Origin of the sequence: Marivivens donghaensis (assembly GCF_030410045.1) — a bacterium.
Classification (GTDB): domain Bacteria; phylum Pseudomonadota; class Alphaproteobacteria; order Rhodobacterales; family Rhodobacteraceae; genus Marivivens; species Marivivens donghaensis.
The window spans coordinates 345,873-358,854 of record NZ_JAUFRA010000006.1; the positions used below are offsets into that span (position 1 = coordinate 345,873).

A 12,982-nucleotide genomic window follows, 5' to 3' on the forward strand; every position below is an offset into this window, starting at 1 on the left:
GGTGTCATCACGACGCCGGCCTTTTTCGTTTTAGGTGGTCGTGCGCCCCGCGCTTCGTGCGATCAGCAGATCGTCGGGCACCGTGATGTCGGGCACAGGCCGCGCTGCGATCTCTGCGGCCTCCTCTGGGGTGATCCCCAACATCCGCAAAATCGCTGCCGCATAGGACGGCAGGTCGACCGTTTCCCCTGCCAACAACCGCCGCAAAATAGCGAGGCCTGTTGTCTCTAAGATGTCCGCCGCCGTTTGTTCGGACATCGCACAGAACCGCCCCGTCTCAATCCCCATGCGGATGATCGGCGGGGTGGTTTCGCGCATCATGCTGCCTTGACCCAACCCACGGGTGCCGAGTTTCGCGGTGAAATCCAAATAGAGCGGATATTCCATTGCGATCCGAATGAACCAGTTCAGCCCGTAGGACAGGGCCACGGCGGGGTCCGTCTCTTTGCTGGCGGTTGAAGATACGACCGAGATTATCTCTTCGGCGAGGTTGAACTTCGCCTCTTCCAACAGCTCGTCGATAGAGCGGAAGTAGTTATAGAAACTGCCCCGCGAAACGCCCGCCTCGTGGATGATGTGGTCGATCAACGTGGCCTCTGGCCCGCGTTCAGCAAAGACCAGCGTCGCGGCCTCGATCAGCCGTTTGCGCATCTGCACCCGCCGCTTTTTCGCGACGAGTGTTCTATGATCAATGCAGCGTTTCAACGGGCTCATGCGGCCTCCGTGGGGGCTTTGACGCCAAAGACAGCACAATAAAGCGCGGGTGCAAAGAGCAGCGTGATCAACGTCCCCGCAATAATCCCGCCCATCATGGCATAGGCCATCGGGCCCCAGAAAATCTGGTGCGAGATCGGGATCAGCGCCAGCGATGCCGCCGCCGCGGTCAAGAGGATCGGACGCGCACGGCTGTCTGACGCCTCATACACCGCATCCCAGCGGGATTTGCCTTCGGCCCGTAGGTCTTCGATCGCTTGAACCAAAATGATCGAATTGCGGATCAAAATCCCGACCAAGGCCAAAACGCCCAATATCGCGACAAAGCCCAAAGGTGCGCCCGAACTCAGAAGGGCGGCCACTACACCGATTAGACCCAGCGGAGCGACAGCCAGAACCACGAACATCAGTCGGAAACTCTGCACCTGCACCATCACGAGGAACAAGAAGATGATCAGCATCAGCGGCACAACAGCCGCAATCGGGGCCTGACTTTCGGCGCTCGATTCCACGGGGCCGCCGACCTCGACCTTGTAGCCGTTCGGCAAATCCGCGCGGAACGCGTCGATCTGATCGGCGAGGTCGTTGACGATGGTTGCGGGCTGGTCATCGGTATTGATCGCCGCAACGACCGTAATCGTCGGCACGCGGCCTTCTTGTTTGATGACGGGGGCCTCGGTCGTCCAATCCAGACGCGCGATCGACGCCAGCGGAATGAGCGTCCCACCCGCCGTCGTGACCTGAAGATTTTCCAAGGCGCGCAGGGTGGTGCGGTCCTCTTCGGCACCACGGGCCACCACGTCGATCAGCGCGGTATCATCGCGCAATTGGGTGATCGTCGTGCCCTCGTAAAGGCTCGACAACACGCCCGCGACATCGGATTGGGTCAGGCCCAATTGACGCAAACGGGTCTGGTCCAGATCGACGCGAACCACGCGGGTCGGTTCGTTCCAATCAAGGCTGATTGCCCGCAGACGGTCGTCGGTGGACAGTAGCGCCGCCAGCTTGCGCGCCTCATCACGCAGTACAGCGTAATCCTCGCCCGAGACGCGATATTGCACGGGTTTGCCCACTGGCGGCCCGAGCGCGATAGAGGTCGGGAAGAATTGGACGCCCACGCGGGCATCGGAATAGGCGTTCACCGCAGCGATCAGGCTATCGCGTTCTGCAATGCCTTTGGTCTGAATGATGATCTGTCCGGTCGACGGGGCGGACGGCGGGCTGTTCAAAGTGAGAACAAAGCGCGGAGCACCTTCGCCCACATAGGCGGTCCAATAATCAATGCCCTCTTGATCGGCCAGCCACGCCTCGAACGCAGCAACCTCGCGGTTGGTCGCGTCAAAGCTGACGTTCTGGCGCATGGTCACATCCACAACCACCTCAGGACGGTCGCCCGTGGGGAAGAACTGCTGTTCGACGAACTGCATTCCCATGACCGAAATCACGAAAATCCCGATGGTCGTGGCCAGTGTCACCCATTTGAACCGCATCGCTTGAACGAGGATCGCACGGAATGACCTGCGCAGGCGGCCTGCCTCAGTTTTGTGGTGCTTCAACTGTTTCGGTAGGAACGCTACGCCCAGCACGGGCGCAAAGAGCACCGCGACCACCCAGCTCAGGAGGAGCGAGATCGCGATCACCCAGAAGAGCGAGTTGGTAAATTCACCCGCGCTCGACCCGTTTAGGCCGATCGGGATAAAGCCTGCCGTGGTGATCAACGTGCCCGTCAGCATCGGAAACGCGATAGAGGTCCACGCATAAGACGCGGCCTTGCTCAGGCTTTCGCCCAGTTCGAGCCGCGAAATCATGGTTTCAATCGCGATCATCGCGTCATCGACCAAAAGGCCGAGCGCGATAATCAACGCGCCGAGCGAAATCCGCTGAAGCGTGATGCCCATCGCGTCCAAAATGACAAAAGTCATGGCAAGAACGAGAGGGATCGCCAGCGTCACCACCAGACCCGCCCGAATACCGAGCGAGATAAAGCTCACAGCGAGAACGATCACAACCGCCTCGATCAGGGCTTTGACAAAGTGACCGACGGATTCCTCAACAACCTTGGGCTGGTCGGCGACAAGATTAACCTCGATCCCGATGGGCAGACGAGTTTGCACCTCTGCCATGAGGGCCTTTAGCTCTTCACCAAAGTTCAGAATGTTCTGGCCTTCGCGCATCCCGATGATCAGGCCAATCGCGTCCTGCCCGTTGTAGCGGAACAGTTTCGACGGCGGATCGTCGTAGCCCGCAGTGACGGTCGCAACGTCGGCCAAGGTAAAGAACGTATCGCCCGACCGCAGCGGCGCATTTGCCAGCTCATCCGCCGTGTTGAACTGACCTGATACGCGGATTTTGATGCGCTCTTGGGGCGTGTGAATGGTGCCTGAGGGCACGATTTTGTTTTGGGTTGCCAGCGTGTTCAGCACGGTCTGCGCATCGAGGCCCAGAGCGGCAAGGCGGGAGTGCGAAAACTCGATAAAGATCGCCTGATCGCGGGTGCCGATCAGATCGACACGCCCCGCAGCATCCAAAAGCTGCACCTCGTCCGCGATATCCTCGACATAGGCTTTCACATCCTCGGGCGCGAAACCGTCCCAAGTAAAGGCATAGACGTTGCCGAACACATCGCCAAAGCTGTCGTTGAAGTGAAAACCCTGAAATTCGGCAGGAAAATCGCCGCGAATGTCGGACATCATCGCGCGAACACGGGTCCACGACCGGTCAATATCGCGACCGCGCACCGTATCGAGAAGGTCCACATAGACAATCGCGCGGCCCGCGTAGGTGACGGATCGAGTGCTATCGAGGCTGTCCAACTCTTCTAGCTTGCGTTCGATGCGGTCAGTGACTTGGGTCAGGGTTTCTTCGGCGGTCGCACCGGGCATGACGCCCGTGATGACCATTGTGCGGATGGTAAAGGACGGGTCCTCTTCGCGGCCCATCGAATTGTAGGACACCAGCCCCGCGACCAGTGACATGATCATCAGGAACCAGACAAAGGACTTATGGCGGAGCGCCCAATCAGAGAGGTTAAAGCTTTTCATTCGATGCGGTCTCCGACGATCTGGCCTTCGGTCAGGGCATGAACGCCACGGGTGATAATTTCGTCGCCAATGCTGACGCCTTGGGTGATCACAGTGCGATCTCCTAGCTCGGCGCCCTGCGTGACGGGGGTAAAGTGAACGCTGCGGTCGGGCGCGGTGACGGCCCAAACGCCAAAGGTGCCGTCACGGTTCAAAATCGCATTGGTCGGCAGCGTGACAAAGGGCGCGTTGTTGCCCAGTGGGGCCGCTGTGACCAAGGCCCCGATGCGGTAATCCTCGGGCGGATCGATCAGCGTCAGACGCAGGCGGCGGGTGTCCAGACGGCCTTCGGCCACGGGATCAACCAGACGCAGTTGCGCGGTGACGGGGGCGATGCCGCTGGTGTGGTGCTGAATGTCGAACATCGCGTCATCGGGCAGCAGGTCGAGGATCGCGGTCGGCATGTCGATCACGGCCTCAAGGCCCGACAGATCTGACAGCGTCAGAATCGCGGCCCCTGCGTTGACGGTCGATCCGACCTCGACCTTGCGGGCCAAGACGATGCCGTCATAGGGCGCGGTCAATTGGCCGTATTGTGCGGCCTCGGTTGCTTGGCGCAGGGTGGCATTCGCGTTTTCCAACTGCGCGATGGCCGCGTCATTATTGGCGCTGATCGCCTCAAGCTGGGCATCGGAATAGACGCCACGCGCGGCCAGTTCGGTCGCGCGGTCAAACTGGCTCTGCGCGAGGTCGGCGGCGGCACGGGCGGAATCCACGCCAGCGGTTGCGGCGAGGAAATCCTGTTGAAGCGTGATCTGGTCAAGTTCGGCCAGAACCGCCCCTTTGACCACGCGATCCCCCACATCGACCGAAAGGGTCGCCAAACGACCGCCCACGCGGAACGCGAGGTCGGTTTCGGTGCGCGGCTCAATCAGGCCCGTAAAGGCGCGGTGGCTGGCGATATCGGCGCTGACGATTTCGGTCACGACGGGGCGCGGGGTGGTGTCTTGGGCCAAAACGGGTGTCGCGGCAAAGAGCGCGAGGATCAGGGCAAAACGGGTCATTTCTGCGCCTCCGTGTAAACTTCGCGGCCCGCATAGAGGACTTGCGAACCTGCGCCGACGATCTGTTCGCCTGCTGTGATGCCACCCGAGATGGCGATCTCTGCCTCACGGTAGCTGGCGACGGTGATAGCGCGTGGGCTGACAGTCATGGTGGCGGGGTCAACGACCCAAACCGCGGGGCCGTTCGCGGTGACGAACAGCGCGTCCGCGGGGAGGGTGATGACGGGGTCGCTATCCAAGGTCACACGCGCCTCGACCAAGCCGCCCAATGGCAGGTCGGTGTCATTTGGCAAATGCGCGGTCATTTCAACGGTGCCCGCAACGCTCACCACGGGGGAAACTTCGGCCACGAATGCGATGATCGTCTCGCCGCCATCAATCGGGGTGATCGCAACGGGGAGGCCGATGACAGAGTTCAGGTTGCCGATGTCGGGCACATAGAATTTCGCGTCGAGCCGCCCATCGGTCGCCAGTTCGAGGATCGATGCGCCTGCACCGACGATTTCGCCCGGTTCGGCGTTTCGTTCGGTGACGATCACATCCTCAATCGCGTGGAGCGTGGTGTCATCGAGCCCTTGCTGCGCCTTGTCCAACTGGGTCTGCGCCTGACGGTAAGACGATTGCGCGCTGAGGAAGGATTGCACGGCCTCATCCAGATCGGCTTGGGTCGCGGTGCCGCGGGACAGGGACGCCTCAACGCGGTCCCGCGATTGTTCCGCCTGTTTGAGGCGCGCCGCGACAGCCTCTAGCGTCGCCTGCGCCGCATCGCGTTGTGCCTGCGCGGTGGTTGCGTCGAGGCGGGCGATCTCTGCGCCTGCGGCCACATGGTCGCCCACGTCCGCGAAAATATCGGTGATCAAACCACCCGACCGAAAGGACGCGGGGTAGCTGTTTTGCGCCTCAACGATCCCGACCAGCGTGTAGTCGCGCGTGGGGGAGGATTGTTCAGCGGTGACAATTTCGACCAGCAAGGGCGGCTCTGCCAATGCAGGGCCAGCGAGCGCTGTCAGGAACAGGAGGGGGGAAAGAAATCGCATGTGATCCGACTCGGAATTCAAGTTAATTGACAGAAATATCAAAATGACACTGATGTCAAATTCAAATTTTGACGGGGCCAAAGTCAGGGCGACATAGGCCGTTCGTGTCGATCATGCCAAAGAAAGTTTACGACCGTGCTAATGCACCGTGACGGTCGTTCGAAGGGGAATATCAGGATGTGGTTAATGGAACGTTAGTTCTACTTTTCCAGCTTCGCGAACGAAAAAAGGCGGGGAAAACCCCGCCCTTCTATCACTATTTCAATCTGAATTAGCCGATGATGGCGTTCAGCGTTGCCGAGGGGCGCATTACCGCCGCGACCTTGGTTACGTCTGCATGGTAGTAACCACCCAGATCAACTGGCTTGCCTTCGCCGGCTTTCAGTTCCGCGAGGATCGCTGCTTCGCCGTCGGCCAGCGCCTTAGCGATCGGTGCGAAATGCGCTGCGAGGTCGGCGTCGTCCGACTGTGCCGCCATCGCGTCAGCCCAGTAACGTGCGAACCAGTAGTGCGACGAACGGTTGTCAGCTTGACCCACTTTGCGCTCTGGCGAGTTGTTGTTTTCGAGAACCTTCTGGGTCGCATCCTCAATCGCAGCACCGATGACGCCAGCCTTAGCCATGCCTTTGTCGGCGAGGAACTTGAACGATTCACCCAGCGCACAGAATTCGCCGAGGCTGTCCCAACGCAGGTGGTTTTCTTCCATCAGCTGCTGAACGTGTTTCGGAGCCGAACCACCAGCGCCCGTTTCAAACAGACCGCCGCCCTGCATCAAGGATACGATCGACAGCATCTTAGCCGAGGTGCCCAGTTCGAGGATCGGGAAGAGGTCGGTCAGATAGTCGCGCAGAACGTTACCTGTGATGGTGACCACGTCGTTGCCTTTGCGCATTTCCACGAGGGTAAAGCGGGTGGCTTCACGCGGTGCCATGATCGGAATGTCGATGCCAGCTTCTTTGAGGGCAGGCTCAACGTATTTGATCAGTTCAGCGTCGTGTGCGCGGTTCGCATCGAGCCAGAACGCAGCCAGACCAGTTGCCTTGGTGCGGCGGATCGCGAGTTGGATCCAGTCCATGATCGGTGCTTTTTTCGCAGTTGCCGAACGCCAGATGTCGCCTTTTTCAACAGCGTGCTCAGAGATCACGTCGCCGTTGTCGAGAACGATGCGAACGGTGCCTTTCGCCACGATTTCAAAGGTGGTCGGGTGCGAGCCGTATTCTTCGGCTTTTTGCGCCATCAGGCCAACGTTGGACACAGCGCCACAGGTGGTGACGTCCAGTTTGCCGGTCTCTTTGAAGTAGTTGATGGTCTCGTCGTAAACGCCTGCATAGGAGTTGTCCGGAATGCAGCATTTGGTGTCAGCCGCTTTGCCGTCAGGACCCCAGCCGATGCCGCCAGCGCGGATCACAGCCGGCATGGACGCGTCGATGATCACGTCGGACGGCACGTGCAGGTTGGTGATGCCTTTGTCGCTGTCGACCATGTACATCGCAGGACGCGCAGCGAGGGTCGCCTTGAGGTCGGCTTGCAGCTCTGCATCGCCAGCGATCAGTTTTTCGAGATCGCCGATGCCGCCGTTCGGGTTCCAGCCCAGAGCGTCCAGTTTCGCGCCGTGTTTCGCGATGAAGTCTTCGAGGTAGACCGATACGAAGTGACCAAAGATGATCGGGTCCGAGACCTTCATCATGGTAGCTTTCAGGTGGACCGAGAACAGAACGCCCGGTTCCATGCTGTCGATCTCTGCCTTTACGAAGTCACGCAGCGCAGATGCCGACATAAAGGTGGCGTCGACGATTTCGCCCTCTTGGTACTTCAGGCCCGAATTCAGAACGGTCTCGGTGCCGTCTTCTGCAGTGTGAACGATTTTTGCGCCGCCAGCTTGGGCTGCGGTGATCGTGGTCGAGGTTTCATTGGCAAAGAAGTCATTGCCCGGCATCGACGCAACGCAGGTTTTCGAGGTCGATTTCCATTCGCCCATCGAATGCGGGTTGGCCTTTGCGTATTCTTTAACAGCCTTCGCCGAGCGACGGTCAGAGTTACCTTCGCGCAGAACAGGGTTCACAGCCGAGCCCTTAATCGCGTCGTAACGTGCCTGAATTTGCTTTTCTTCGTCCGACTGCGGATCGGTCGGGTAGGCTGGGATCGCGTAGCCTTGGCCCTGAAGTTCTTTGATCGCTGCAACGAGCTGCGGAACCGATGCGGACACGTTCGGCAGTTTGATGACGTTTGCTTCGGGTGTTTTCACCAGTTCGCCAAGCTCTGCGAGGTCGTCATTGACGCGCTGCTCTTCGGTCAGGAACTCAGGGAACGCCGACAGGATACGGGCCGCGACCGAGATATTGCGGGTTTCAACGGTGATGCCGGCAGCGCCAGCAAACGACCGAATGATCGGCAAGAGCGATGCGCTCGCCAGTTCGGGGGCTTCGTCTACGGTGGTGTAGATAATGTCGGGGGTGTTGGCCATGGGTCGCTTCTCCGCTGTTGTCGCTGGCGCGTAGGGCAAAAATACAAAGGCGCAGAACGCCCGTGCGATTGCGTTCCGCTTAATAAACAAAGGCACTCAAGTCAATGTGTGCCATTGTATACCGAACGATTTTTGGCGGGCGTATTGTCGCGCTTAGGGCAGGGGTGCGGTTTGCCACAACTGAATACGCAACCCGCCATGCGACACGGGTTTGTTTTCCGGCAGGAATTTCAGCCCCGTTGTATGGGCAAGCGCGGGTTCCGAGGTGATGATCCCGACACGCCAACCGCTGAACCGTTCCAGCAGCGTTTTACCCAAGGCGCCATAAACCGCGTAGAGCAGTTTCTTATTGCCGATGCGGGCGCCGTAGGGCGGGTTCACGATCACGATGCCCTTTGGCCCGTCGGGGCAAGGCAGGTCGCTGACTGCGTGGTTGGCAAAGGTGACCATATCGGCCACGCCCGCTCGCTCGGCGTTTTCCTTGGCGCCTTTGACGGCGCCAGCATCGCGGTCAGACCCGTAGAATGTCAGTGCTGGCCGTTCCGTCGGCGTCGTCGCGCGCATGGCATCCCACGCCGCAGCGTCAAAATTCGACAGCAGTTCAAAAGCAAAGCTGCGATCACGCCCAGGGATCAGACCCGCCGCGATTTGCGCGGCCTCAATCACAAAGGTGCCAGAGCCGCACATCGGGTCTACGACTGGCTCGGACCCGTTATAGCCCATCTGCCGCAGGAACAGCGCCGCGAGGTTTTCACGCATCGGTGCCTTACCGACAAAGGACTTGTGGCCGCGTTTGTGTAGGCTTTCGCCCGAGGTATCGATGCTGATCGTGCAAAGGTCGTCCTCGATCCTAACCTTAACGGTGATCGGGGCGTCCTCGGCTAGCGTCGCGCCAAAGTCCTCGGTCAGGGCGGATTCGATCCGTTGGCGGGCGGCTTTGTCGTGGTAAATCTTGGACTTGCGGCAGGTGACTTCGACCTTGAGCGGGACGTCCTTGCGCAGCACATCGCCCCAAGGGAATTTCCGCGCCCGTTTGTCGAGCTGGGCAAGGTGCATCACCCGAAACGACCCGATCCGCACCAGAACTCGTGCGGCCCCGCGCAGTTGCAGGTTTGCACGCCAGACATCCGCCCATGTTCCGCGAAAACTCACCCCGCCCATGCTGGTGACGGGATCGGCAAAGCCCGCCGCGATGGCTTCTTCAGCTAGGACTGTTTCAAGGCCAGGGGCAACGGAAAGGAAGATGTCTAAATCGCTCATGCGGCGTCTTTATCGGGAAAACCACCGCCGCGCGAGGGGCAAGCGTATCGCGCGACCGTTGCCGATGGTTAATGGGGGCTGCAATTGCGCGGACGACGTGGGACAGGGAAACGCGGACCGTGGTCATCGTCACGTCCGTAATGGTTCCCGCGATTGTTCGACCGGCGCCGATCATCGTCCCAATCCCGACCAAAAGATCGCATAATTTCGCGAACAGGCGTCACAACCTTTTGGCGATTCGATTGCTGCAACATGGCACTCACGAGATACCCGCGGTTCGACTGGCTGGAAAAGCTCTTTGCCTGCGCGCCAGGGGCGAAAAATAAGGCGATAATTGCACCGATCATAACTGAACGCATTTCACACTCCTGAACACTAAGCTGAACCTGTTGTCGCATAAATCGTGGATTTTCTCAAACCACTGAGTGACAGAAAGTTCTTAAAAATAAGCTAAAATTTGATCCTTTGATGGCGGTTGGAAATCAGCGCCCGCGTTAACCAAATATGCGGTCTTTGCTTGATATTTTTCTGTCTGTGATTCCTTCTATGGTTGTTTTAGCTCGCCCTCGCTGTTGGAAAGATGTTCAGTGCTAAGAGTTTTGTTGATCGCTATTTCTGTCGGAATGATCGTGGTGACCTTGCCGATGATCCGGTCAGAACACGCTGGCCTCTTTTCCTATTTCCGCGATTTTGCGGATCTAGAGGAGGCCACGCGGGATGGCGCCCTTCCGCCCGCGCTATCGCGGTTCGTGCAGGTCGGGCAGATGTGGTCATGTGACGGGTTGAATTCGGCCGCCGCGCTTGAGGCCGAGCCGCAGGATAGAGCCCGAGTCGCGCAGGCATGTTTGGCGCGGGCTGAGGCGGTTTTGGATAGCGTGCCGACGATGTCTGCGGCGCATCAGGCTCGGGCGGCGGCGCTATACGCGTTAGGCGAAACCGACGAGGCAGTTTATGCCAAAGCATTGTCACTGATCACCGGTCTGAATGAGGGTGGATTGGCGCTGCGACGTCTGGGCTTGGCCTACCAGCTGTCAGCAGAGAGACCGTTTAACCAAGGCGATGAGGCGGACGCGATCCTGATCCTCGGCTCTGCGGGGTACCGCGACTATTTGGTCGATTACTTTCTGTACTACACAGATCAGCGCGATTGGTTGGTCTCTGTTCTGCAAGAACAATCGGGAAATGCTGATTTTCTACAATCGCTTAGGGATCGGTTGGCCGAAGAAGCGGCGCAGGGATGATGGGGGCTGATCGTGTTCACCTTTGAAGATGTTGGCGCGGCGCAGTCCCACAGCTCAACTCGCGGAGCGTGGGTGGCAAAGGTCTACGGCCCGCTGTTGATCGTCCTCGTCCTCTTGTCTGCGGTCGCCGCGGGCGGGGATCGACCGCTTGTGTGGCTCTTGATGACGCTGAGTTTGGCTGTCCTCGGGCTGGTCTATGGGGCGGTTCAGGTCATGTACGACCGTGGCCGCGCTGATCCTGTCGAGGGGCAGATGGTGATTATTTTACCCGCCGTGGCCGCAATGGGCTTTGCTGTTCTGCAAGTGTTGCCGCTGCGGTTTGATCCGACAGGGACTTTGCCGCCCGACCTCTGGCCCGATTTTCTGACGATCAACCGCACGGCGACGGTTCTCGCGCTCGTGCGGATCACGGGCTATCTGCTGATGTTCTGGCTCTTGATCAGCGTTGTCGATAGCGCCGCGCGTGTGACCCAGATGGCGACATTGTTATTCTGGGGGCTCTTTGCGCATGCCATTTGGGGGCTTTTGGCGTTGTCGTTCTTTGGCGATATCCACTTTTGGGGCGACAAACTGGACTATGTAGGGTCGGCCACGGGGACATTCATTAACCGAAATTCTTTTGCAACGTTCCTCGGAATGGGGGTGTCGTTGGGCGTTGCGCTGACCTTCAGGCGCGCCTTCTCGCCGTCGATCCGCATGCCCGCTGGCCCCACGGCGTGGTCGCGGCATAAACTAAATGTTGTGGCATTGGCGACGGCGACGATCGTGATTTTAGCCACGGTCATTGCCACGCAATCGCGGTTGGGGACCATGGCGACCGTCTTGGGTGCCGCAGTCACTTTTGGCCTCATGATGTCCAAGGCTAAGCGGCTGACACGGGGCCAGATCAGGCGAACCGTGGTCTTTGGTGGTGTCGCCGTATCGGCGATCTTTTTGTTTATGGGTCAAGGGGTGCTGGATCGGTCGATGTTCACCGTTGCGGGTAGTATTGATCGGTTTGAGCTATATCGCGAAGTGATGGGGATGATCGCCCACCGCCCCTTGTTGGGGTTTGGGTTGGACGGCTTTCCTGATGCGTTCGAGCTCTATCATGAAGCTGCGCTGGACCCGTCTTTAGTCTGGGATCGGACGCACAATACCTATCTGGCCCTTTGGGTTGAATTGGGCCTGTTAGCGGGGAGCTTTCCGATGCTCGCTGTTGCTATTGCGGTCGTTAAAGCGTGGCGAAACATAAAGCGCAGATCGGACGGATACGCGACCTCAGCGGCCGCAATCGGTGCCACAGTGACGGTCGCGGTTCATGCGTTAGGGGACTTTAGCCTCGAGGTCGCGGGGAACGTTTACCTCTTTGTCGCTCTGATCGCGCTGGGCGTGGCGCGGTTCCGCAGGGCGGGGGGCGGATGATTGGGGGTTGGCGCAAATCACGACGGCGGATGCTGCATCTGCCGACGATGCCTGTCGCGATCTATGCGGTGGGCGATATTCATGGGCGGTTTGACCTCTATCAGCGGTTGGAGCAGCAGATCATAGAGGACGCCGCGGCGATTGATGGGCTAAAGCTGCTGATCTTGCTCGGTGATATTGTGGACCGCTCGGCAGGGGTGTCGGGGCTCATCGACCACCTTCTTGCGCCTGATCCCGTGGGGGTCCAGCGCGTTACCCTCTGTGGCAACCATGACGATATGATGTGCCGATTTCTGGACGATCCGGCGGGCCATCGGGCGTGGTTAGACTGTGGCGGTGCTGAGACCTTGGCCTCTTATGGGCTGCATCTGGGGGAGGCGAGGACCCCGACTAAGACGTTGAAGCATCAGCTGACCACCTCAATCCCACCCGGTCATCGTGACTTTCTCATGGGCTTGCCGCTGTCGCTGACCGTTGGCGACTATGTCTTTGCCCACGCGTCTTATGACCTCGATAAACCTGACGCGCGGCAGGATGCGCAGACTCTCATGTGGGGCAATCCCGCTCTGGCTGATCGGGCAAAGTCGAAGCGCATTTTGATCCACGGTCATGTGATTGAGGACGAACCCCCCATCCGCCCAAACCGCATTTCGATTGATATGGGCGCGTATAAAACGGGCATTTTGACGGCTGTTCGGCTTTTGGCGGGGGAACGCGGCCCTGCCTTCCTCTCAACCAAACCCTAATAAACCAAATTTAAAACAATTTGGGCCAAAAC

Annotated in this window: 10 protein-coding genes; 3 read left to right on the forward strand and 7 right to left on the reverse strand. The window is 59.1% G+C overall.

The window, feature by feature from the left end:
* Window positions 1-30: 30 nt before the first annotated feature.
* The 7 genes from QWY83_RS11305 to QWY83_RS11335 all read right to left on the reverse strand — a co-directional run bounded on the left by QWY83_RS11305 (window position 31) and on the right by QWY83_RS11335 (window position 9,918).
* Entirely contained in the window at window positions 31-714 is a 684-nt protein-coding gene (locus tag QWY83_RS11305) for a TetR/AcrR family transcriptional regulator (RefSeq protein ID WP_249945809.1), read from the reverse strand.
* A complete protein-coding gene (locus QWY83_RS11310) occupies window positions 711-3,755 on the reverse strand; it encodes an efflux RND transporter permease subunit (RefSeq protein ID WP_249945808.1) in 3,045 nt (1,014 codons plus the stop codon). The genes QWY83_RS11305 and QWY83_RS11310 overlap by 4 nt, the downstream gene beginning before the upstream one ends.
* Window positions 3,752-4,798 carry an efflux RND transporter periplasmic adaptor subunit gene (locus tag QWY83_RS11315; RefSeq protein WP_249945807.1) on the reverse strand — a complete coding sequence of 349 codons (1,047 nt, stop codon included), beginning with the start codon at window positions 4,796-4,798 and terminating at the stop codon, window positions 3,752-3,754. Before QWY83_RS11315 ends, QWY83_RS11310 begins: the two co-directional genes overlap by 4 nt.
* Window positions 4,795-5,835, reverse strand: coding sequence for an efflux RND transporter periplasmic adaptor subunit (locus QWY83_RS11320; protein ID WP_249945806.1), 1,041 nt, complete (start codon window positions 5,833-5,835; stop codon window positions 4,795-4,797). Before QWY83_RS11320 ends, QWY83_RS11315 begins: the two co-directional genes overlap by 4 nt.
* Before the next feature lie 271 nt (window positions 5,836-6,106).
* Window positions 6,107-8,299, reverse strand: coding sequence for an NADP-dependent isocitrate dehydrogenase (locus QWY83_RS11325; RefSeq protein WP_249945805.1), 2,193 nt, complete (start codon window positions 8,297-8,299; stop codon window positions 6,107-6,109).
* Window positions 8,300-8,452: 153 nt separating this feature from the next.
* The gene (locus QWY83_RS11330; RefSeq protein ID WP_249945804.1) at window positions 8,453-9,559 is read right to left on the reverse strand and encodes a THUMP domain-containing class I SAM-dependent RNA methyltransferase; all 1,107 of its coding nucleotides are present in this window, start codon (window positions 9,557-9,559) and stop codon (window positions 8,453-8,455) included.
* 68 nt (window positions 9,560-9,627) lie between these two features.
* A complete protein-coding gene (locus QWY83_RS11335; protein WP_249945803.1) occupies window positions 9,628-9,918 on the reverse strand; it encodes a hypothetical protein in 291 nt (96 codons plus the stop codon).
* Window positions 9,919-10,161: 243 nt separating this feature from the next.
* Here QWY83_RS11335 and QWY83_RS11340 point away from each other — a divergent pair, with 243 nt between their 5' ends.
* Genes QWY83_RS11340 through QWY83_RS11350 form a run of 3 tightly spaced genes read left to right on the forward strand, consistent with a single transcriptional unit; the run spans window position 10,162 to window position 12,950 of the window.
* The gene (locus tag QWY83_RS11340; protein WP_249945802.1) at window positions 10,162-10,800 is read left to right on the forward strand and encodes a hypothetical protein; all 639 of its coding nucleotides are present in this window, start codon (window positions 10,162-10,164) and stop codon (window positions 10,798-10,800) included.
* Between the two features lie 12 nt (window positions 10,801-10,812).
* Window positions 10,813-12,204, forward strand: a complete 1,392-nt coding sequence (locus tag QWY83_RS11345) for an O-antigen ligase family protein (RefSeq protein ID WP_249945801.1) — start codon at window positions 10,813-10,815, stop codon at window positions 12,202-12,204.
* Between the two features lie 29 nt (window positions 12,205-12,233).
* Window positions 12,234-12,950, forward strand: coding sequence for a metallophosphoesterase (locus QWY83_RS11350; RefSeq protein ID WP_249945800.1), 717 nt, complete (start codon window positions 12,234-12,236; stop codon window positions 12,948-12,950).
* Window positions 12,951-12,982 lie beyond the last annotated feature (32 nt).